This window comes from Myxococcales bacterium (genome assembly GCA_022563535.1).
Classification (GTDB): domain Bacteria; phylum Myxococcota_A; class UBA9160; order UBA9160; family UBA4427; genus DUBZ01.
Genome location: JADFNE010000022.1, coordinates 45,001 through 68,057 on the forward strand (window position 1 = coordinate 45,001; position 23,057 = coordinate 68,057).

Genomic DNA, 23,057 nt, shown 5'->3' on the forward strand with positions numbered 1-23,057 from the left:
CGTCATAACGCAGAGCTAGATCGTCGAGCAGTCCCTCGTGGATCGGATTGACGAATCCCATTGCGAGTAGAACCAGATCGGCAGGCTTTTCGAACTCACTTCCCGGCACTTCTTCCATCGACTGCCGGCCGGACGCATCCGGGGGACCAAATCGCACCTTGACTCCGCGAAGTTTTTCGACTTTGCCGTTCCTGCCGACGAGTTCCGTTGTCATTTCGGCGTACTCAGTCGTTCCGCCCTCGTCATGGGAACTCGAACTTCGAAAGGTCCGCGGCCAATCGGGCCATGGGTTCCCCCACGCTCGCTCGTCTGGCGGACGCTCGAGCAACTCGAGTGAGGTCACCGAGGCCGCCCCTTGCCGGTGGGCGGTCCCCACGCAGTCGGAACCCGTATCTCCACCTCCGAGCACGATCACGTGCTTGCCGCCGGCGAGAATGTCTAGTTTCGAATCGAGTAGATCGCCCGCATTTCGCTTGTTCTGCTGGGGCAGAAACTCCATCGCGAAATGGACCCCGTCGAGGTCGCGGCCGGGCACCGGGAGATCGCGCGGATGTTCGGCTCCGGTGGTAATCAGCACCGCGTTGAAGTTCTTTCGCAGATCGGCGGCGCTGAGATCCATTCCGACATGAACTCCGGTCTGAAACAAAACTCCTTCGTCGCGCATCTGGTCGATGCGCAAATCGATCAGATGCTTTTCGAGTTTGAAGTCTGGAATTCCGTAGCGCAGCAGCCCGCCGATGCGATCGGCCTTTTCGAACACCGTCACCGTGTGGCCAGCGCGACTCAGCTGCTGTGCCGCCGCCATGCCAGAAGGCCCTGAGCCCACCACCGCGACACTGCAACCGGAGCGAACCTCGGGTTTGACGGGTTTGACCCAGCCCTGCTCGATGCCGTGGCGAATGATCTCGTATTCGATCTGCTTGTTCGTGACACCCTGGCCGTTCATGCCCAACACACAGGCCGTCTCGCAAGGTGCGGGACAGACCAGGCCGGTGAACTCGGGAAAGTTGTTCGTCGAGTGAAGTCGCTGCAGCGCGTCTTCCCACTTGTCCCGGAACACCAGGTCGTTCCAGTCCGGACACAGATTGCCCAGCGGGCACCCCACATCGCTAGCGCAGAAGGGAATTCCGCAGTCCATGCAGCGAGAGGCCTGGGCCTTCAGTTCGGGCACGCTGAGGCTCGCCTGGGCAAGCTTCCAGTCCGTTACCCGCTCGTCGCGATCGCGATACGATGGCCCCTGGCGCGCCGTCTCCATAAATCCGGTGGGTTTAGCCATTGCCGTCTTCCGCCCTCGCCAGCTCGGCAAGAGCTCGCTTGTAGTCCTTGGGCATGAGCTTCACAAATTTCGGCGCAAACTTGTCCCATTTGCGCAGGATCTGGTCCGCTTTCTTGCTGCGCGTGTACTGGAAGTGCCGACGCAGGCTGCGTTGGAGGATTTCAACATCGCTCTCATCGAGCGGGTCGAAATCCACCTCGTGGTTGTTGACCTTGGAAATGAAGTCTCCGGCTTCGTCGAGTACGTAGGCGATGCCTCCGCTCATGCCCGCCGCAAAGTTTCGCCCCGTCGGGCCGATGATCACCGCCCTGCCCCCGGTCATGTACTCACAGCCGTGATCACCCACGCCCTCGACCACGGTCTCGGCCCCGCTGTTGCGAACGCAAAAGCGTTCGCCCACGACGCCGTGGAAATAGGCCTCGCCACTGGTCGCACCGTAGAGCAACACATTGCCGGCGATGATGTTCGCGCCCGGGTCGAACTTCGCTTCTTCCGGAACCCGGATGATGATCTTGCCGCCGGACAAGCCCTTGCCCACGTAGTCATTGGCTTCGCCGACCACAGTGATGGTAATGCCGCGGGGCAGCCAGGCCCCCAGACTCTGGCCCGCCGAACCCTTGAAATTGAGCCGGATCGTGTCGTCGGGAAGTCCGTCCGCTCCGTACTTGCGCGTGACATCCGATCCCAGCATTGTGCCGACCGTCCGATTGATGTTCTCGATCGGAAGATTGATCTCTACCGCCTCTGCGCGCTCGAGTGCCGGTGCGGCCAGCTCGAGCAGCTTGTTGTCGAGGGCGTGCTCGAGACCGTGATCCTGTTTACCGATGTGGCGGATGGCGTGGGGCACGTCCGGCCTCACGAGCAGATCGTCGAGGTTGATTCCGCGCGCCTTCCAGTGACTGGTGTCGCTTGCCGTCGCGAGCCGGTCCGAGCGACCAATCATTTCATCGATGGTTCGGAAGCCGAGCTTGGCCATGATCAGCCGCGTGTCTTCGGCGACATAGATCAAGTAGCGCTCGACGTGCTCGGGCTTGCCCTTGAAGAGCTTGCGCAGTTCCTTGTCCTGGGTCGCGATCCCTACCGGACAAGTATTGAGATGACACACGCGCATCAGGATGCAGCCCATGGCGACCAAAGGAGCCGTGGCAAAGCCGTAGGCATCTGCGCCGAGCAGCGCGCCGATCACCACGTCTCGACCGGTCTTGAAGCCGCCGTCTACCTCGACTCGGATGCGGCCGCGCAAATCGTTCTTGACCAGCGTCTGCTGGGTTTCGGCGAGACCGATTTCCCAGGGTACGCCCGCGGACTTGAGGGAGGTTTGTGGCGATGCGCCGGTACCGCCGTCGTGGCCGGAGATCAGCACGTGGTCCGATTTGCCCTTGGCGACTCCCGCGGCAATCGTTCCGACACCCGATTCCGAAACGAGCTTGACGCTCACGTCGCTGAAGCGATTGGCGTTCTTCAGATCGTGAATCAACTGGGCGAGATCTTCAATCGAATAGATGTCGTGATGAGGCGGCGGCGAAGTCAGGCCCACACCCGGTATCGAGTGGCGGGTCGCGGCGATCTCGCGGTCGACCTTGAAACCGGGCAACTGGCCGCCTTCGCCGGGCTTGGCCCCTTGAGCGATCTTGATCTGCATCTCGTCGGAGTTGACGAGGTACCAGCTCGTCACACCAAAGCGCCCCGAAGCGACCTGCTTGATGGAACTGCGGCGCAGATCGCCGTTCTCGTCCGGGCTGTAGCGCGCGGGATCTTCGCCCCCTTCTCCGGTGTTGCTCTTGCCTCCGAGTCGATTCATGCTGATCGCGAGGGTCTCGTGCGCTTCGGCGGAAATCGAGCCGTAGGACATGGCGCCGGTGCGGAAGCGCTTGACGATTTGAGCGGCCGGCTCGACCTCTTCGAGGGGAACGGGCTCGTCGGCCCAGTTGAACTTCAGCAAACCGCGCAGGGTCGACAGCGCAGCAGCGCTCGAATTTGCGGATTCTCGGAAGGCTTCGTAGCTCTCCCATTTTTCTTCGCGCACCGCCTGCTGCAGCTTCGCCACCGACTCCGGATTAAAGCTGTGTCGCTCGCCGCGCGCGCGCCATTGGTAGATGCCGCCGGCGTCGAGTTCGGGAAATTCGAAATCCGTCCCCGGGAACGCCTTGGCGTGACGCATGCAAGATTCTTTGGCGACGATGTCGAGACCAATTCCCGAGATCCGCGAATAGGTTCCGCTGAATGCGAGATCGATGACTTCATCGCTGAGTCCGACGGCTTCGAAGATCTGCGCGCCCTGGTAGCTGGCCAGGGTCGAAATGCCCATCTTGGCGAAGATCTTGAGCAAGCCCTTGTCTACCGCGCCGATGTAGTTTTCAACGGCCTCTTCGAGACTCAGTCCTGCTCGAACAAACGCTCCGTCTTCGACCATGTCGCCGATGGTTTCGAACGAGAGATACGGATTGATCGCGTTGGCGCCGTAGCCGATCAGCAGCGCGAAGTGTCCAACCTCTCGAGCCTCGCCGGTTTCGATGATGATGCCGCACTGCGTACGTTTGCCCGCGCGAATCAAGTGATGATGCACGGCACCCACCGCCAGCAATGAGGGAATGGGGGCCAGGTCCGCCGAGACTCCTCGGTCGCTGATCACGATGATGTTCGAACCCGCGTCGACGGCAGCCTCGACCTGGGAACACATTTCGGAGACAGCACTGCGCAGGCCACCTCCGGCTTCCGCGACCTTGAAGAGCATCGGAACAGATGCGACCTCGAACCCTTCGGCATCGATGGCAACGATTCGCGACAACTGGTCGTCGGTGATCACCGGGTGCCGGAGCCGCAGCCTGCGCGCGTGCAGTTCGTCTTCGACCAGTAAATTCTGAGAACTGCCGAGCAAGCTGTCGAGACTCATGACGGGACGCTCGAGAATCGAGTCGATCGCCGGGTTGGTCACCTGGGCAAACAGCTGCTTGAAATAGTGGAAGAGCGGGCGCGGGCGATCGGAGAGCGCGGCCAGTGCCGAGTCGTCCCCCATCGATCCAACGGCTTCCTGGCCAGTGTCGATCATGGCCGCAAGCAATAAGCGAATTTCTTCGAGGGTGTAGCCGAACGCTTGCTGGAGTCGCAGCCGGGCGTCGGGGTTGGCGATGCCCTCGGCTTTCGCCGCCGGAAGATCTTTTAGCGTCAATCGCTGACGGTCTACCCAGGTGCGATACGGATACTTTCGGATGTAGCTGTCCTTGAGTTCCTCGTCCTCGATGATGCGGCCTTCTTCGAGGTCTAGATAGAATGTCCGCCCCGGTTCGAGCCGGCCCTTGCGCACAACGTCTTCCGGGGCGATATCGAGGGTGCCGACTTCGGAACCCATCACGACCGTGCCGTCCTTGGTGAGCACGAAGCGCGAGGGCCGTAAGCCGTTGCGATCCAGCACCCCGCCTACACCGCGACCGTCAGTAAAGACCATCGAAGCCGGCCCGTCCCAGGGCTCCATCATGCACGAGTAGTATTCGTAGAAAGCTCGCCTGTCCGCGTTCATCTCCGGTTGGTTCTCCCAGGCTTCGGGAATCATCATCAAGAGCGAGTGGGAAATATCGCGACCGTTCAGGGTCAAGAACTCGAGGCAGTTGTCGAACTGGGCCGAATCACTCGCACCCTCGACAATGATCGGAAAGAGCTTCTTCAAGTCGTCGCCGAACAGCTCCGACGCCACGGTTCCCTGTCGCGCATGCATCCAGTTGACGTTGCCGCGCAGGGTGTTGATCTCGCCGTTGTGCGCCACGTAGCGAAACGGTTGGGCGAGATCCCAGGTGGGAAAGGTGTTGGTGCTGTAGCGCTGATGCACCAGGGCGACCTGGGATTCCATGCTCTCGTCGGATAGATCGGGAAAGAAACCCGCGACCTGGTGGGCCATCATCAGGCCCTTGTAGAGCAGCGTTCGCGAGGAAAGACTCGCGATGGTGAAGCACTGCTCCCGCGCCGCGATCGCGTTCTCGATGACTCGTCGAATTACGTAGAGCTTGCGTTCGAATGCGTCTTGATCGAGCCCGGCGGCGCAACCGATGAATACGTGCCAGATGCTGGGCACGGTCGACCGCGCGGTAACACCAATCTTGTCCGGATCGATTGGAACCTCGCGCCAACCCAGCAACGTCTGGCCCTCGGCGACGATCGTCTGGTCGACAATGCCTCGCTGCCATTGTGCTTGCGCTACATCGCCAGAAAAGAAGACCATGCCGACGGCGTACTCGCCTGGGTTCGGTACCCCAAAGCCCGCCCGATCGGCCGCCTGCGCGAGAAAAACGTGCGGGCTCTGGAGCAAGAGTCCCGCGCCGTCGCCGCTATCGGGATCGGCGCCCGCAGCACCCCGATGTGCGAGGCGCTCGAGAATGTGGATCCCGTCCTGAATGATCTTGTGGGAAGCTTCGTGAAGGTTCGCCACGAAGCCGATCCCGCACGCATCGTGTTCCAGGCGTGGGTCGTATAGTCCCTCTTTTGAGGGCAGGCCAAAGTGCTTCATCGCCGACAGTCCCGACGCGTTCGTGACACCATCGAATGCCACTCGTAAAACTACGATGGCATTCGATGGTGTTACGAACGCCGAGGAGCCACTCTCGTGATGCCGCTCTACCGCAACCCGTTACGTGCTTTCGGGTTTAGTACCGCTGTTTCGTCGGGGCGCGACGATGAGATGCTGCGCACGGAACGCGCTAAGTTGGCGAGAGTGCTAGGTTTTTAGAACAACATCGTAAGCGATTGACGATTTCGTGTCAATGGAGGGTGGTTAACACCCGGCTTCGCTGCGGCGACATCCCGGCGGAGATCAAGCTTGATTCGTAAGGGATGCCACGACTTCTCGAAGCAGGTCGGGAACATTGCTGAAGATCCCGTCGACCCCGAGCGCGAACAACTCTCGCATTTGCGCGGGCTCATCCACCGTATATACGTAGACCGCCAAGCCTTTTTGATGGGCCTCCTCGACCAACCCGGCATTGGTGTTCACGAAATGCGGATTAATTGACTCGGCGTCAATTACATCGGCGCGCTCAAAGATCCCCTCTGGGGCTCTCGGATCCACGAGTACTCCGAGTCGCGCCTTGGGACAAAGATCTCGCAACTCGCGCAGGACCGGGTCCGAAAACGACGAGAAAAGGGTCTGTTCGAGCAGCCCCCTTTCCACCACTTGATCGACGATCATTTTCTGGAGACCCGCATAGGGACGCTCGTCGGTCATGGTTTTGATTTCGAGATTGAAGGGGATCACATCTCCGAACTGATCCAACACTTCATTGAGTACCGGAATCTCTTCGTACGCTTTGTCGCTCCCTCTGGCTGCAAAGGCAGACGCGGACATGGCACGCAGTTCGTCGAGCGAGACCTCTGCGATCTCGCCGGCCTGCCCAAATCGTTCGAGCGCAGCGTCATGGGAAATCGGCATGCTTTCGTCTCGGGCCAGGTGGATGTCGATCTCCACCATGTCCGCGCCCTGGGCGACGGCGAGTGCATACGCCACGAGGGTGTTCTCAGGCTTGTACGCTTTGGCCCCACGGTGGGCAATCACGAGCGGACGCCCCGTCGAAGAGGGCAGTGGCCGGGTCAAGCCTCCGCCCAATGCATCGAACGTTTGACCGCCCGTTTCCAACCTGCGTAGAGACTCTCACGTTGATCTTCACTGAACGTGGGTGTGAATGTTGTGCGCTGTCCTGTGGCCTGGTCGAGCTGCGTTCGATCGTCCCAGAACCCCACGGCCAAGCCTGCCAACGCCGCAGCGCCGAGCGCGGTGATCTCCAACACTGCGGGCCGTTCGACATCGACCCCCAGGATATCCGCCTGGAACTGCATCAAGAAATTGTTCTGGCAGGCACCACCGTCGACGCGCAGGGTCTTAGACGGGATGCCGGAATCTTGCGCCATGCAGTCCATCACATCTCGAGTCTGGTAGGCGATCGATTCCAGGGTGGCGCGGATGATGTGGTTTCTATCCGTACCTCGGGTGATCCCGACCAGTGCGCCCCGGGCGCGCTCGTCCCAATACGGAGCCCCCAGGCCGACGAAGGCCGGGACGAGATACACGCCTCCGGTGTCGGGAACGGCTGCGGCTGCGGCCTCGGAATCTGCAGCCGTCTCGATCAGCCCCAGGCCGTCGCGCAACCACTGCACCGCGGCCCCCGCAACGAAAATGCTGCCTTCGAGAGCGTATTCGACGCGACCGCCGAGTCCCCAGGCAAGGGTGGTGACGAGTCCGGTTTTGGATACCGCGGCTTTCGTTCCCGTGTTCATCAGGGCGAAGCAACCCGTCCCATACGTGTTCTTCGCGAGTCCGGGTTCGACGCAGCCTTGTCCGAATAGAGCCGCCTGTTGATCACCCGCGATGCCGGAGACGGGAATCTCCACACCCAACCATTCAGCATCGATCTCGCCAAAGACTCCGCTCGAATCCTTGACTTCGGGAAGCATTGCCCGGGGCACATTGAGGGCGTCGAGCAGGAGATCGTCCCAGTCGAGTTCGTGAATGTTGTAGAGCAAGGTGCGCGAGGCATTCGAATACTCGGTCGCGTGGACACGGCCATGGGTGAGTTTGTAGAGCAGCCAGGTGTCCACGGTGCCGAAGCAGAGTTCGCCCGCCTCGGCGCGCTTCTGTGCGCCATCGACCGCATCGAGGATGAAGCGAATCTTGCTGCCGGAGAAATAGGCGTCGATCAACAAGCCCGTGCGGGCCTTCACCTCGTCTTCGAGGCCCCGCGCCCGAAGTTCATCACAGATGGCCGCCGTTTGTCGGGATTGCCAGACGATCGCGGGGTGAATCGGCCTGCAGCTGTCGCGCTCCCAGATCACAGTAGTTTCGCGTTGATTGGTAATGCCGATCGCGGCGATGTCGGAGGCCTTGGCACCGGCCTTTTCCAGCACGCCACGCGCGGCTCGCAGCTGACTTTCCCAGATTTCGTTTGCGTCGTGCTCGACCCAGCCCGGCTTCGGAAAGTGTTGTTCGAATTCGTATTGATCGATCGCGGCCGCGCGACCGCTGGCATCGAAGAGAATAGCCCGAGACGAAGTCGTGCCCTGATCCAGAGCCATTACGAATTGACTACTGCTCACTGCCTTGTCCTCCCGGTAGACGCTACATCTTATGTTTCATTTTTTTCATCGAAGAAGAGCGCACTGACGAACTCCTGGGCGTGGAAATCGCGCAGGTCGCCGATCGCTTCTCCGATGCCGACATACCTGACCGGGATACCGAACTCATCGGCCAGGCCCACGATCACGCCGCCCTTGGCGGTGCCGTCGAGCTTGGCCAGAACCAAGCCGGTCACATTCGTCACCTCGGTGAAGAGCCGAGCCTGGGAGATGGCGTTCTGCCCGGTGTTTGCGTCCAGCACCAGCAGACACTCGTGGGGCGCATCGGGGAGATCGCGACTGAGGATCCGATTGATCTTGGCCAACTCTTCCATCAATGGCTTCTTGGTCTGCAGCCTCCCCGCAGTATCGATAATGCAGACGTCGAACCCCCGGGCGATGGCCGTCTTGACCGTATCGAACGCGACCGCTGCCGGATCGCCTCCCGGCTTGCCCGCGATGACCACTGCACCCGCGCGCTCACCCCAGACCTGAAGTTGCTCCGCGGCCGCGGCCCGAAAGGTATCCCCTGCACCGAGCACCACCTTCTTGCCCGCGGCGGTGTACTGTGCGGCGAGCTTGCCGATGGTCGTGGTCTTGCCCGACCCGTTCACCCCGAGCACCAGGATCACATGAGGTCCGGGCTGCGCGAGCGATATGGATTCTGCGGCCTCGACCTTGGTGAGTTTTTCGAGAATGGCTTCGCGCAGGACTTCGCGCACCTCACTCGCATCTTTTCCCAGCGCGCGGCTCTTGACGGTTGCGAGCAGGTTCTCTGCGGTCGCGACCCCGAGATCTGCGGTGAAGAGCAACCCTTCCAACTCGTTGAGCAGGTCCTGGTCGACGGTTCCCGTTCCCAGTACGCGGCCCAGACGGCCGACCAGGTTCTGACTCGTCTTGGAGAGACGATCGCGCAAGCTGATCTTGACGGGTTCGGGAGCGGGGCTCGGTTCGGGCTCGAGTTCGATCGGCGGAGCGGGTTCGAGTGGGGCTTCGACCGGCGCCGGTTCAGGTTCGGGAGGGGGCTCGAAGTGCGTCTCTTCGGGCGCAGCGATTTCGCGGGTGACTTCTGAACTCTCGGGCTCGTGCGCAGCACCCGAGAGTTCGTCGGCCGTCGGCTCCTCGTCAGTCTCCACTTTTTGCGGAAGACGCGATTCAATGAACGAATCTATCAACAACAGGAACAGCGCCAGCAGCGCTGATCCCACCGCGACTGCAATGGACGCGTGCTGGGTGAGCCAGACCAGCGCCTGCTCGCTCGACAATTGTATGAACAACGGAAACTCGTTCATGGGGCGCTCAGGATACCAGCGCCGTATCACCCCAACACCCTGGGGTATCAGAAATGCTGGGGAACTTGCTGGTGTGAATCGCGAGGAGTCTGCGCGGCAGAAGGCTCCTAGGTCAGCTCGACGGTAACGATCTTGCTCACGCCCTTTTGTTCCATCGTGATGCCATAGAGAACGTCCGCCACGCCGATCGTGCGTTTGTTGTGGGTGATGACCAGGAATTGGGAGTGGGCCGCGAGATCCGTAATCAAGCTGTTGAAACGGCCGACATTGGCGTCGTCCAGTGCGGCGTCAACCTCGTCGAGCAGGAAGAACGGCGAGGGCCGCACCTGGAAGACCGCCATCAAGAGAGCCAAGGCTGTCATCGTCTTCTCGCCGCCGGAAAGCAGATTTACGTTCTGATTTCGCTTGCCCGGTGGCATCGCCATGATCTCGACACCGGCATCGAGAATGTCCTCGCTTTCGGTGAGAGAGAGACTCGCCTTGCCGCCGCCGAACAGGCGCGGGAAGTTTTCAGCAAATCGCTTGGCCACGGCTTCGAAGGTCTCCTTGAAGCGTCGTCGGCTGGTGCGATTGATCCGCGAGATGGCATCGCGCAGGGTTTGGATGGTTCGATCCAAGTCGTCCTTCTGCTCGGAGAGGAAGCGGAAGCGCTCGGCGAGTTCTTCGTGTTCTTCGATTGCGCCGAGGTTCACGTCACCCAGGGCCTGGAGCTGACTGCGCAGTTTCTCGAGCTCGGTGCGACGTTCTTCGATCGGCAGCAGGGCGAGTTCGGCGTTGCGACGCGCGTCGCGCAGCGCGTTGGTTGCCTGCTGGGCATCGACCAAGGCATCGCCGCTCGCTTCCACACCCTCTTCTGCGTCGACCGAATCCAGCTCGGAAGCGCTCGTCTCGTGCTCGCCGGATTCTGATTCAGTGTCAACTACCGGCTCTTCGATCGCATCGAGGCTCGGAGGCGTCCAGCTGGCCAGATCGACGTTCCACTTCTCTCGGATCGCCTCGTCTTGATGATCGAGGCGCAACTGGTTTTCACGCGCCGCCAAATCTGCTGCCGAGGCCGATTCACGCTGGGCTTCCAGTTCGCGCCGCACGCTCCGCAATTCTTCCTCGATCGTGCGCACCAGCGCTGATCCTTCTTCGTAGCGGGCGCGCTCAGATTCGCTTGCGAGTCGCGCATCTTCTTCGCTCTCGAGCTTGGCTGTCAGTCCCGCTTCTGCCGCGCTGGTCTGTTCCGTCAACTGGACCTTGCGTTCCTCCGCAGCTGCGATTTCTCGCTCTCGCCGCTCGATCCATTCGCCGGTCTCTTGCACAGACTGATTCGCTCGACTGACCGTCTCCTCGAGGCGATTGCGGTTTTCAACCCGGGCGTCGTGCGAAACTCGGAGTTCGGTGACCCGAGTGTCAAATCGCGACACGTCGCGCCCCGCCGAGCTGATCTGCAACCCGAGGCTGTCGAGTTGGCGCTGCCCCTCGGCTCGATTGCTGCGCAATGCTTCGACCTGATCCGCGAGCTGGTCCCGCTCGCCGCCGAGGCTCTCGCTTGCGCTCAACAAACCCGATCGTTCCGCCACACGACCTTCCTGGGCTTCGCCCAGAATCTTCACCCGTTCGCGGGTGCGATCGAGATCTTTTTCGTGATTGGCCAGAGCGAGAGCCGCCGTGTGGTGGCGGTTGCGCAGGTTGTCGAGATCTTCACTCGATCGCTGCAGAGACTCTTCCGCGGCCAGATGGATCCGATCGGCCGCTTGGCGCTGAATCTCGATTTCTGCAACTTCGGCCGTGAGCTCACGCACTTCGCGCACGCGCCCCAACATACCGCTGCCGGCAGATTCACCTCCGCCGCGGATTACCCCGTCCGGCGAAAGCACATCGCCATCACGGGTGACGAACGTGGCGGGAATTTCACCGTCGCCATAGACCCCAAGTGCCTCGGCGAGATTGTTGACGAGGTAGACATCTCCCAAAAGATTGTGTGCGAGTGCGAGGTAACCCTCTTTGGGATGAACGTACGCCAGCAGCTGTTCTCCAAGGGGCACGATGCCTCGGGAGGCCATCTGGCTCCGGGGCTCGACCACAAAGACGCCGCGACCGGCACCGGTCTCGCGCAAGCGTTCGAGCGCCCCCACCGCACCGCCGGCGTTCTGCACGACGATGGCTTCGGCGCGTTCGGCCAGCACGGCTTCGACCGCGCGTTCGGCTTCGACGTCCACTTCGAGAAACTCTCGCACCAGACCGCGCAGGCCGTAGCGCTCGCGAAGTTCGCTGCCGCCTTCGATCAGATGCCGGGTCGCCTCTCCCACGTCTTCCCTGCGTTCGAGAACTTCCTGCAGCGACTTCAGTCGGGCATGGCGCGATTCGTAGTGCTCGCGCACCCGATCCCGCTCGGCGCTAGCACGCTTCAATTCATCGCCAGCACTGGCGTGCATGGTAATTGCGTTGCGCAGCTGCTCGCCGAGCCGATCTCGGTCCGCGAGCAGGTTGCGAAGCCCCTCTTCGAGATGAGTTTCTTCCCGGCCTGCCTCGAGCGCCTGGCTTTGGTGTACCTCGAGTTCGCGATCGGCTGTGCGCATGCGTTGATCGACCTCGGCACGCCGATCGTCTACCGCGGAACCGCGATCTTCTGCCCGGGCCAGACCGGTGAGAATGCCGACAAAGGCTTCGTTCTCGACCCCGCGATCTCGCTCGAGTGTGCGCATGGTTTCGAGGGCCTGGCGGGCCTCTTCCTCGGCTGCGCGAATGGTCTCGCTCTCGTTGGCGAGGGAATCTTCGAGTTGTAAAAGCTCGGCCTGGGCTTCGTCCGCTTCGCCCCGCGCAGCGACGAGTTGTTCTTGAAGCTGGCCGATCTCCTCAGTGCGACCCCGGTTGCTCTCTTCGAGCCCTGCGACTTCACGACGATTGAATTCGACTTGACCTTCGAACTGCTTGATCTCGCTGCGCAGGGCGTAGAGCGCCTCGGCGCACTTTGCGACGCTCTTTTCAGTTTCGGTGAGCGCGATGCGCTTTTCTTCGGCTTTCAGTTCGCAGCCGGAGAGATTGGTTTCGAGCGCCGTCACCTCGTCGCGCAGGGTGGACAGCTTGCCGAGAGCCTCTTCGACCACATTCTTCATTTCGCGCCGCTCGTCCGCGGCGATCGAAAGGTCGAGCACGCGTTGGGTCTCGCGCAGGCGTTTGAAGCGTGCCGCCTTGCGGGCCTGGCGCTCGAGCGAGGAAATCTGGCGCTTGATCTCACCGAGCACATCATTCACTCGGTTGAGATTGGTTTCGGTGGCGGCGATCTTGCTCTCGGCTTCCCGGCGCCGGGCCTTGTACTTGCTGATTCCGGCCGCTTCTTCGATCAGGACACGCCGTTCATCCGCCTTGGCGGATACGATTTCGGCGATGCGGCCCTGCTCGACGATCGTGTAGCCGCGTTGCCCGATCCCGCTATCCCGAAAAAAGTCGTGGATGTCGCGCATGCGACAGGCGGTCTTGTTCAGCAGGTATTCGGATTCGCCGGAGCGATACAGGCGGCGGGTGATTTCGATTTCGCTGTAATCGGAAAATCCCGCCGGGGCGCTGCCGTCGGAGCAATCAAAGGTGAGTATGACTTCGGCCATGCCGATCGGGGGGCGGTTTTCGGAACCCGCAAAGATCACGTCCTCCATCCCCTTGCCCCGCAGGCGCTTGGGGGACTGCTCACCCATCACCCAGCGCACGGCGTCGACCACATTGGACTTGCCGCAGCCGTTGGGGCCGACGACCGCTGTCACGCCGTCGTCAAAGGTGAAGACGGTCTTGTCTACGAAAGATTTGAACCCGTGAACCTGAAGTGACTTAATTCTCAACCGCTGCCCCGAAACAGTGCCCTAGACCCCAATTGAGGTCGCTGCACCACGCAAATGAACCGCCCTATGCAATGTCAGCTCATCAAGATCATCGATAGAACGACAACGGCTCATCGTCCTTCCGAGAACATACCCGGAATGCATGAGCGTGGGTGATTCACCCTTAACTAGCACGGGGACCCCTGTTGGACTCTTAAGCGACTCGGAAACATAGATGCACCCGCAGGCATGGAGTCGAACTGAAGTACAGGGGGGAGACCCATTAATACCATCTGGCAGGCAAGATCGCCCATGAAATTGGCTGCTCGCGATGGCCCGATTGCGGGTCTTCGGGCCCAGCTGCGCAGCTTCAGGCGCTCGCCCCCGCCTCGGCCCGCGCAAGATCCAGCAGACCTACTTTCCGCCCCTGGGTCTGCAGGCGGTGAAGCTCCGAGTAGGTGCCCCCCAACGCGAGCAACTCCTCATGGCTGCCCGATTCCACCAGTTCCCCCCCCGCCAGGACGTGGATCGTGTCGACGTCCCGAATCGTCGAGAGACGGTGGGCGATGGCGATCGCGGTGCGGTGGTTCATCAGGGTGTGGATCCCGCGCTGGATCAGGCGCTCGGTCTCCGAATCCACCGAGCTCGTCGCTTCGTCGAGCACGAGAATTCCGGCTCCGTGGGCCAGAGCCCGGGAGAACGAAAGCAGCTGTCGCTGGCCGGTAGAAAAGTTGCTTCCGCGCTCTAGGACTTTGGTCTGGTAGCCCCGGGGCAGTCGTTCGATGAAACCGCTCGCCTCCACGGCCTCGGCGGCCTCGCGGACCTGATCCAGCCCGATGTCCGACCTGCCCAGGTCGATATTGTCCGCCACTGTGCCGCTGAACAACACGACATCCTGCAGAACCGTGGCGACTCTCCGTCGCAGCACCTGTTGGGGCATGTCGCGAACGTCGGTCCCGTCCACCAGGATGCGTCCGCGGCTCACGTCGTAGAGCCGGGTCAGAAGTTTGATGATGGTGGTCTTGCCCGCTCCAGTCGCCCCCACAAAGGCAACCTTGCCCTGGGGCTCGACCCGGAAGGAGACGTCCTTGAGGATCCAGTCCTCACCCTGGTAGGCGAACCAGACGTTCTCGAAGACCACGGATCCCCGGTCGCTCGCAACCTGTGCGGCTTCGCATACGAGCCATCGCTTGGGCTCGGGGTCTTGTACCGCGGGTTCGTTGGCCATCAATTCCACGAGACGTTCGGTGCTGGCCATCGAAGACTGCATGACCGAGTACTTCGCCGACAGATCCCGCAGCGGGAGAAAGAATCGCCGCATCCACGCGACAAAGACGTACAACGTGCCGGCCTGGGCCATGCCGGTACCCTGCCAGACGATGATTGCCACGGTCAGGCCTTCCGCCGCCTCAACGGCGGAAAACAACATCGAGTCGTAGTGGATCGATCGCTGCCAGGCGTTGCGGTGCGAAGCGTTTACCGCGTCGAAGTCGGCGTAGTTGCGATCCTCTCGGGTAAACAGTTGCACCACCTTGATCCCGACAATGGTTTCTTGAATCACCGCGTTGATGTGGGCGATCTTTACCCGGATGACTCGGAAGGCCTCGCGGATGCGCAGCCGAAAGTAGAACGCTGCCACCATGAAAATTGGCACCACGACAAAAGTCGCGAGGGCCAGTTCTGCGTCGACGAGAAACAGCATGACGCCAAAACCGATCATCTTGCCCACGTCCGTCACCAGGGCCACGATTCCAGCGGAGAACATCTCGGCCACGTTTTCAACGTCGTTGGTGACTCGAGTGACGAGGCGTCCTACCGGGATGCGATCGAAAAATCCGAGGTGCAGTTTTTCCAGGTGGGCAAAAATCTTGACCCGAAGATCTCGCATGGCGTACTGGCCCGTGGTCGCCATTACGATCATGTTTACGAACTGCAGCCCCGCACCCGAGAACGTGACCACGGCGTAGACCATGGCGAGCCAAAGCCACATGTCGATGCCGTCGGGGGGCAGCAAGATGCTGTCGAGCAAACTCGGGGATGCAATGGTGTCGAGGATGTCGCCGCCGGGAACATCGACGCCTCCAGCAACGACTGCATCGCTTTCGGCCTTGTTCGCGGCAATGGTGTCGAGGCCGTGCTTGACGATCCAGGCCGGAGCCAATTCGAGAAAGAAAATGGGGACGACCACCACGATGCTGAAGACGACCATGCCCGTGTAGGGCTTTACGTATTGCCACAGCCAAACCAGGAGTCGGGCGTCGTAGGCCTTGCCCAGTACCTCTTCGTCGCCGCTGCCTTCGACTCCGTTCATGCGGGGACTCCCGCTTCGAAGTCCTGCGACTGTGTCCCGGCGAGTTCTTCCACGCGCTGTTGCTCGCTGAGCAGGACATAGAGTCCGTCCATCGCCATCAATTCGGCGTGGGTACCGCGTTCGGCGACGCGTCCTTCATCCAACACCACGATCTGATCGCATTCACTCACGGTGCTGACACGACTCGCGACCACCACCACCGTCAACCCGACAAACACCTCTGCGAGTTCCCGTTGGATCGCCGCCTCGGTCTCCGCATCGACACTCGAGAGGGTGTCGTCGAGGATCAATATGCTCGGGTTGAGGGCCAGGGCCCGAGCCAGGGCTGTGCGTTGCCGTTGTCCGCCGGAAAGCATCACCCCGCGCTCGCCTACCAGCGTCCCATAGCCTCCGGGCAGTTCGTCGATGTCTTTGTCGAGTTGCGCGCGCTCGGCTGCGATGCGTATCTGTTCCAAACCAGCATCGGGCATTCCGTAGGCGATGTTGTCCGCGAGCGGCATCGAGAACAGAAACGAATCCTGCGGCACCATCGCAATGGAAGAACGCAGGGACGCCAGCGAAATCCGATTGACATCGACCCCGTCGATGAAGAGTTCGCCATCTGCCACTTCGTAGAGTCGCGGGATCAGCGAAGCCAGAGTGCTTTTGCCCGACCCCATAGGGCCCACGATTCCAATGCTGGTTCCCGCTGGCACCTGAATGGAAACGTCGTCGAGCGCCTTGATCTCGCTGTCTTCGTTGTAGCGAAACGATAGATGGCGAAACTCGATCTCACCTCGAATGTCATCGATGTCTTCGCAATCGTCCCGATCCGCAATGCTCGGTTCGATCGAAAGCACCTCGTCAATACGTTGCATCGCCGCAGCACCGCGCTGGACCATCGCAAACACCCAACCCATGATGAAGGTTGGAAAGATCAACTGAAAGATGAAAACCGAGAAGGTGATGAAGTCACCAACGTTGATTTCTCCGGCCTTGTAGTACTCCCCGCCGAAGACCAGCAGGATGCACATCGCAGCGGTCGGCAACATGCCCACGATCATGGGCATCCCCGCGTTGATCCGAACCATCTTCAGTTGTCGATGCAGCAGATCATCGGCTGCGGCGGAAAAACGGGCCTGCTGCTCTTCTTCCATCGCATAGGCCTTCACGACCGAAATACCCGCGATCGACTCCTGGACTTGATTCGACATGTCTCCAAGCCCGACCTGTACCGCGAGGGAACGCAGGTGCATCGAAGTCCCGAAGACCCGGGCAATCAGGATGAACAGCGGGAAGGGGATCATGACCAGAAGCGACAGTTTTGGGCTGATGGCGGCCATCGCGATAAAAACCGAGATGAACAGCACCGGCGTTTGCATGACCGAGAGCAAGCCGGGGCCGAGCATGAGGCGGAGTGCGTTGAGGTCGTTTACGCAGCGACTCATCAGATCGCCCGTGCGCCAACGAAAGTAGAAGGACTGAGGCAACCGCTGCAGATGGGCGTACAGATCGTTGCGGATTTCGTATTCGACTTGCCGCGCGGCGTTGAACACCATCGTGCGCGAGAAGTAGCGAAAGATCATGCGAGTGATGACCACGGCAAACAGCAGGGCACACTTGAACGTGAGTTCTTCGCGGGGGAGTCCATCGACTGCGGACTGGACCACACTGCCAGTCAGCACCGGGACCGCAACGAAGGTACCCACGTAGCCCAGGGTAGTGACGGCCCAGAGTGCGTAGTAGCGGATGTTGCGCAGGACATAAGGGGACAGGCGCCGCAGCGCGTGTCGCACCGATCCATCTCCCGACTGGCTCACCACGGCTGCACTCATCGATCGAGCCATCCCGCAAGACGCCCGCGATCGATCCCGACGCCCCAGGCCGCCAGCGCGAAAAAGTGAATGACTGACGTTCGGGCGATTCCACCTTCGCGATAGCGTCGAGCTGACGTGGTCGCAGAAATTGGCAGCAGCGCCAGGCGCCCGAGACGCTTCATGTCGCGCACCATGTCCGCGTCTTCCATGATGGGAACGTCGGGAACCCCGCCGATCTCGTCGAGGACCGAGCGGCGCACAAAGATCCCCTGGTCGCCAAACGGGAAGGCAAACAGAGCGATCCGCAGCCGGGCCGCCCATTCGAGGATCCGCATGCGAAGGCCTCGCTCATCGAACTCCAAACGAAACGCACCTCCCACGGTTTCAGGGTTCTCGAGCGCCGCAGCGACCGCAGCCTCCCATCCCCCGGGAAGACACGTGTCTGCGTGCAGAAAGAGAACTACATCGCTTTTGCTTGCTTCGAACCCAACCTGAAGCTGCCGGGCGCGGCCGCGTTGGGCGTTCAATACTCTTGCTCCGGCACTGCGTGCCGCTTCTCGGGTACCGTCGCGGCTCCCGCCATCGACAACAATGACGTCCACATCGGGCCCTGCGGCGCTCGAGACCGCCTTTTCGATCTCGCTGGCTTCATCGAGCGCGGGTATCACCACCGCGATATTCACTTGCAGCACAATAGCATGCCGTGTGCCGTACCCTCCCAGAAGCTCGATCGAGAAGCCTCCCTGGTGGTTTTTCCGGATTCGTGACCCGCCTGCGCTCACCAGATTGACAGGCACGACTCCCTTCCACTATTCATGCCGGATGCGTTCACCCAAACAAAGCGAAACCGAGCCCAGCGAAGTCACCGTCGAGATCGACTCCTCCCGGGACGACACCGAGAATTCGGCGCCTAGCTATGCCCGGGCCGGGGTAGATCTCGATCACGACGAATCCTTCATCGACGATGTGAAGGAGATTGTTCGCACGGCCACCCGGCCCGAGGTGCTTTCCTCGATCGGCGGCTTTGCGGGCATGTTCAAGACGCCGGAGCGGTATCGCGACCCGATCTGGGTCGCGGCGACAGACGGCGTCGGGACCAAATTGAGCCTGGCTCGACAGATTGGCCGCTACGACACGATCGGCATCGACTGCGTGGCGATGGTGGTGAACGACCTGGTGGTACAGGGCGCCGAACCGGTGGTCTTCCTCGACTATCTGGCCATGAGCAAGCTCGACCGCAAGATCGCTTGCGATGCGCTCCGCGGAATCGCCGAAGGCTGCAAGCGCGCGGGTTGTGCTCTGCTCGGCGGAGAAACCGCGACAATGCCCGGCGTTTATCGGGACGGCGACCTCGAAGTCGTGGGCTTCAGCGTGGGCGTGGTCGAGCGAGAGCTGATGATCGACGGCTCGACCATTAGCGAGGGCGACGTGCTCATCGGACTCGCTTCAAGCGGCTTCCACAGCAACGGCTACTCCCTCGTCCGGCATATCGTCGATCAAGGAATTGTGGCCGGCAAGGTCGACCTCTTCGCCGCCAACGAAGCCCTCAACACCACCTTGGCGAGCGCATTGATGGCGCCGACCCGAATCTACGTGAAGCCAATTTTGAACGTAATCCGGGACTTCCAGGTCAGCGGCATCATCCACATCACGGGCGGCGGCTTTGACGGAAACATTCCGCGGATCCTGCCCCGCGGTGTCCAGGCGCGGCTTGACACCGAATCCTGGCCCCGTCCCGGGGTCTACGACTGGATCTCGGAACAGGGTGAATTGTCCGAATCCGAGCTTCTCAGGGTGTTCAATTGTGGCATCGGCATGGTGCTCGTGGTCCCGCAGGAACTACACGAGGAAATCATCCAACGCTTCAGCGGGCTCGACGAGCGAGCCTACAAGATCGGCGTCATCGAGCGCCGCGACCCGGACAGCGTGCAACTCATCATTGATCCGGGTTTTCTGAAAAAGGACTGAGCCGTGTCCCTGCCCGAGATGGCCCCACACGACGGAGTTCGCTCGCGGCGTTGGGACGCCGTCATCGTTGGCAGCGGAATCTCGGCGCTGGTCACCGCCGCCCGACTGGGCATGGCGGGGCAACGGGTGCTGATCGTCGAAGAAGAGGCCACCCGAACTGCCTTTGCTGGCCTGCGCGAACCCTTCTTTCTGACCGGTGCGCGAGATTCGGGGATGCTCGATCTTTGCCTGCGCGAACTCACCCTTTCGCTGATCGATCGCCGACGCATCGAAGAAGAAGAGATCTCATTCCAACTCGTCGACAGCAATCTCCGTATCAACATCGGGTCTGCCGAACTGAGCGCCGACGAACTCGTCGCCTGGGGAATCAGCAAACCAGAGGCCGCTCACGCATTGGTGCGAAGTCTCTGCGAAGCCTCCGAAGCCGAACGCAAAGCGATGTTGACGAGTTCGGTGGTCCGCCTGGGTCGGCGGATGTCGCGAGCGCTGCCGCGAATTGGAATCGAAGGTAGTCATCACCGAGGCTTGCCCGCAGAAGCCGCCAATGCGACCCCCGAAATGGCTCGGTTGATGAACGCCCAGGTGCGCGCGCTATCCAATCTAGCCACCGCGACACCGGGCCCCGAAGCCCAGGCGCGGCTACTCGGAAGCGTGCTCAAGGGAGGGGCGGGGTTTGCTTCGGGCCCGCCATGGTTGCACGAAATCTTGCGCCGTCGGGTCGAATCGGTGTTCGGCGAGTTCCGCACCCTGTCGCGCAAGTTCCGACTCGTTTCCGTGATGGGCCAACCCGCGATCGCGGTAGAGGGCAATACGGAAATCTGGGCGGGACGCATGATGATCATCGCTGCGCCGCCCACGGCGCTCGCGAACATGCTGGAAAAGAAAGACACCCCCGACTTCTTGAAGCTTGCCCGCACCACGCGCCGGCGTCTGTGCATACATCTGCGCGCCCGACGCCGGGTGTTGCCCGAGGGCATGGCAAGCCGTGTCGTGCTGTTGGACGAAACGGGACCCGCAGGCGTTCCCGGGGCTGTCGCAACCCTTTCGGTCTTCCGCCGCAACGACGACCCAAAGTGGGTCGATCTGGTCATTTGCAGCGTCGCGGTCGAAGGCATTGATCACGCAGAACAGGAACAGCGCCTGGTGGAGCGGGCCCTCGCCTTGATGCCGTTTCACGGCGACCAGATTGAACGCATCCCGGTCAAGCAGCCGCTATGGGACGATGATCACTGGCTGGAAGATTCTCCGCACGGTGCTTGCTGGCCCGGTGAAGTCAATTTGCGGGTAACCTCCAAGCTGCCGGTATTCATGCTCGACCGCTCATGGGTCGCGGGTCTGGGACTCGAAGGTGATCTGCTACTGGGACTGCGCGCCGGGGAAATTCTCGAAAAGAGACTGCGCTGAGCGGACCTCTGGACAGAAACAGACGCAGGAATAGAAAGCTCATTCGCGGACGCGGATCACGCGAACTCCTGCGATCCGCTGTCCCTCACCGTAGCGAGCGACCAGCTGTTTCTCGCTCGCGCGATCGAGGCGGACTTCTGGATCGAGCAACAACGTGTTGATTCGATAGCGATCGATCACCGCATCGATCCCGTCGCTTCCACTGCCGTGACGATGGGCCCAGCGCAGGCTGTAGACCGGGCGATCCATCAACATCGCGTAGTGAAAGCCGCGCAGGGTCGCAAGTCGCGCATCGGGCAGGAGTTCTCGCTCGAGGGTCTGGCTGATCTTCGTCAGACGTTCGTGCCGCGCTTCGATCTCGGCCCACCCGTTGCGCGGAGCGAAGTCGACGAAGGTGATTGCAAGCAACAGCCCCGCGACCACACCCGTCGCCCATCGCGTTCCCCAGCGCCGATCGATCAGGCGCTGAATCGCTTCGGCCAGTACGGGAACCAGCAGCACGAATATCGGCAGCAACAGCCGATCCTGAAAGGCAAAGTACGATCCCGTAACCCCCAGAGCGAATAGAATGAATAGACCCAGCGCCGATGGGCTTGTGACCAGCCAGTAGAAGTAGATTCCCAATATCAGTGTCGCGGCTCCAAGGCGCATTGGGGTCGGCTCTGCGTCACGCAGTCGGGTTGCCAACCCGGCGCTGACTTGATTCCCGCGTTCGAGGATTCGCGCGCCCCAATCGCGGACACTGACCCGCGCTGACCGGGGATCGCCGAGGTCGTAGTGAAACATCGCGGTCGCGTAGGAGTGATTCAACAGCTGATCGACGGGAAGTTCAATCGGGTTCAATTGGTTGCGGATTCCCCAGGGCGCTAAGAGCAGGATGGTCACCGCCGCCACGGGAACCCAGCGGCGCAGTAAAAATTGCTTCCATGTCTGATCGCGCGGATCCTTACGCAGATGTCGAATCAAGCGATCGAGCAGGATGGCGGGCAACAACATCAGTCCCAGTACGCGGACATAGGCCGACACGCCGATGCAGATTCCGAGCAGGACCTCTTTGCCCAATGACGGCTTGCGTTCGCACTCGCGCGCGATGATCAACGCGGCGAGAACAAAGAACACCCCCGGCACATCGGACATCACCTGGTTGCAGAGTCGCAGGAAAACCGGATTGGTTCCCACCAACAAACAGCAAAGCAGGCTGAGCAGCCAGCCCAGGCGGGGTCGGGCCCAGCAGTACAGCAGGATCACGACACCACAACCAAAGCTCGCGACGTACAAATTCATTGCGTAGAAGTTCGAGCCAGAAACTTGGAGAAGCGGCGCGAGCAAAAATGGAAAACCCGGTGGGCGCAGTTGGAAGGGCATTCCGAGGTGCGAATAACCGTCGCCGGCAATCAGGGCTCGAGTTGTCGAAATGTAGATCGAGGCGTCGTTCATCGGGTCGTACCACGGATGCACGAGCCACGCGAGCATCGCCGCGAGGGATCCGAGGAGTACACTGAGCGCGACCCGGTCCGGTGTGGACCACGAACACGTCTGCGGCGTAGCCGAGTACCCGGGCTCGCAAGTCCGCCACCTTGGTCTGGTAGGGCGCACGGTCCCACCATCCTCCCATCTGGGAGTGCCCCATCGGGTCGGGGCCATCGCCGCGCCTTTCCGTCTCGACCTTGGGTACGATCCACCTGTTGACAGCCTTGAGCGCGTCGCGGCGGTAGCGCTGGAGGTCGAAGGCCCTCGCCGGGTCTTGCTCCACGACGTAGTCCGGCGGGCTGCGGTCGGACGGGTCTGCGAGGACTGTATCACCTGCGACCACGACGCCGGCCAGCTCCGCCGGGTCGCCGCCGTGGTCCTCCACCCACGCGTTCCAAGACGCAACGACGAGTCCGTCCTCGACGGCCAGCTCATCCCTGCACTTCCGCCCTTTCCACTTTACGTATTCCTCGAGGCGCACGTACGGCCGGCCGTCGATCTTTCGAGTCTTCAGGCGACACAGCCGCTTCCTCACTACGTCGCGCACGGCGAGCAACTCCTCGTACTGCACCTCTTCGGGCGGCTTCACCTCTTGGTCTTTGTCCTCTGGCTGCCCCTTCCCTGCAGCCGGCCGGCAGAACCCCTCGT

The 23,057-nt window shown here is 61.3% G+C and carries 13 protein-coding genes (1 of these 13 running past the window's edge); 3 read left to right on the forward strand and 10 right to left on the reverse strand.

The window, feature by feature from the left end:
- The 9 genes from IH881_09150 to IH881_09190 all read right to left on the reverse strand — a co-directional run.
- Positions 1 to 1,276, reverse strand: the 5' portion of a protein-coding gene (locus IH881_09150; GenBank protein MCH7867850.1) for a glutamate synthase subunit beta. Its footprint begins 212 nt before the window's first position; only the first 1,276 of its 1,488 coding nucleotides appear in the window; its start codon is at positions 1,274 to 1,276; its stop codon lies beyond the left edge, outside the window.
- Entirely contained in the window at positions 1,269 to 5,774 is a 4,506-nt protein-coding gene (gltB, locus tag IH881_09155) for a glutamate synthase large subunit (GenBank protein MCH7867851.1), read from the reverse strand. The genes IH881_09150 and gltB overlap by 8 nt, the downstream gene beginning before the upstream one ends.
- 303 nt (positions 5,775 to 6,077) lie before the next feature.
- Positions 6,078 to 6,767, reverse strand: a complete 690-nt coding sequence (locus IH881_09160) for a hypothetical protein (GenBank protein ID MCH7867852.1) — start codon at positions 6,765 to 6,767, stop codon at positions 6,078 to 6,080.
- An 83-nt stretch (positions 6,768 to 6,850) separates the two neighbouring features.
- Positions 6,851 to 8,329 carry a glycerol kinase GlpK gene (glpK, locus tag IH881_09165; GenBank protein MCH7867853.1) on the reverse strand — a complete coding sequence of 493 codons (1,479 nt, stop codon included), beginning with the start codon at positions 8,327 to 8,329 and terminating at the stop codon, positions 6,851 to 6,853.
- 50 nt (positions 8,330 to 8,379) lie between these two features.
- Complete coding sequence (gene ftsY / locus IH881_09170) at positions 8,380 to 9,660, reverse strand: signal recognition particle-docking protein FtsY (GenBank protein MCH7867854.1); 1,281 nt, start codon at positions 9,658 to 9,660, stop codon at positions 8,380 to 8,382.
- A gap of 107 nt (positions 9,661 to 9,767) precedes the next feature.
- Positions 9,768 to 13,481 (reverse strand): chromosome segregation protein SMC, encoded by a 3,714-nt coding sequence (gene smc, locus IH881_09175; GenBank protein ID MCH7867855.1) that lies wholly within the window; start codon positions 13,479 to 13,481, stop codon positions 9,768 to 9,770.
- Between the two features lie 349 nt (positions 13,482 to 13,830).
- Positions 13,831 to 15,771, reverse strand: coding sequence for an ABC transporter ATP-binding protein (locus tag IH881_09180; protein MCH7867856.1), 1,941 nt, complete (start codon positions 15,769 to 15,771; stop codon positions 13,831 to 13,833).
- Complete coding sequence (locus IH881_09185) at positions 15,768 to 17,585, reverse strand: ABC transporter ATP-binding protein (protein MCH7867857.1); 1,818 nt, start codon at positions 17,583 to 17,585, stop codon at positions 15,768 to 15,770. Before IH881_09185 ends, IH881_09180 begins: the two co-directional genes overlap by 4 nt.
- Complete coding sequence (locus tag IH881_09190; GenBank protein ID MCH7867858.1) at positions 17,582 to 18,238, reverse strand: TIGR04283 family arsenosugar biosynthesis glycosyltransferase; 657 nt, start codon at positions 18,236 to 18,238, stop codon at positions 17,582 to 17,584. Before IH881_09190 ends, IH881_09185 begins: the two co-directional genes overlap by 4 nt.
- 151 nt (positions 18,239 to 18,389) lie before the next feature.
- Here IH881_09190 and IH881_09195 point away from each other — a divergent pair, with 151 nt between their 5' ends.
- Together IH881_09195 and IH881_09200 are read left to right on the forward strand one after the other, a co-directional pair.
- Entirely contained in the window at positions 18,390 to 19,535 is a 1,146-nt protein-coding gene (locus IH881_09195) for a phosphoribosylformylglycinamidine cyclo-ligase (protein MCH7867859.1), read from the forward strand.
- A 3-nt stretch (positions 19,536 to 19,538) separates the two neighbouring features.
- Positions 19,539 to 20,939: a hypothetical protein gene (locus IH881_09200; protein ID MCH7867860.1), complete on the forward strand. Its 1,401-nt coding sequence runs from the start codon at positions 19,539 to 19,541 to the stop codon at positions 20,937 to 20,939.
- Positions 20,940 to 20,978: 39 nt separating this feature from the next.
- Here the strand turns inward: IH881_09200 and IH881_09205 are convergent, their stop codons facing one another.
- Positions 20,979 to 22,412, reverse strand: a complete 1,434-nt coding sequence (locus IH881_09205; protein MCH7867861.1) for a glycosyltransferase family 39 protein — start codon at positions 22,410 to 22,412, stop codon at positions 20,979 to 20,981.
- Positions 22,413 to 22,683: 271 nt separating this feature from the next.
- Here IH881_09205 and IH881_09210 point away from each other — a divergent pair.
- Positions 22,684 to 23,057, forward strand: a 374-nt coding sequence (locus IH881_09210) for a hypothetical protein (GenBank protein MCH7867862.1), incomplete at its 3' end; no start/stop codon positions are given.

Bases quoted from the DNA above. Each gene is read 5' to 3' on its own strand.
- gltB (MCH7867851.1), bottom strand. From the start codon at position 5,774: ATGAAGCACTTTGGCCTGCCCTCAAAAGAGGGACTATACGACCCACGC.
- IH881_09195 (MCH7867859.1), top strand. From the start codon at position 18,390: ATGCGTTCACCCAAACAAAGCGAAACCGAGCCCAGCGAAGTCACCGTC.
- glpK (MCH7867853.1), bottom strand. From the start codon at position 8,329: ATGGCTCTGGATCAGGGCACGACTTCGTCTCGGGCTATTCTCTTCGAT.
- IH881_09205 (MCH7867861.1), bottom strand. From the start codon at position 22,412: ATGCTCGCGTGGCTCGTGCATCCGTGGTACGACCCGATGAACGACGCC.
- ftsY (MCH7867854.1), bottom strand. From the start codon at position 9,660: ATGAACGAGTTTCCGTTGTTCATACAATTGTCGAGCGAGCAGGCGCTG.
- IH881_09180 (MCH7867856.1), bottom strand. From the start codon at position 15,771: ATGAACGGAGTCGAAGGCAGCGGCGACGAAGAGGTACTGGGCAAGGCC.
- IH881_09185 (MCH7867857.1), bottom strand. From the start codon at position 17,585: ATGAGTGCAGCCGTGGTGAGCCAGTCGGGAGATGGATCGGTGCGACAC.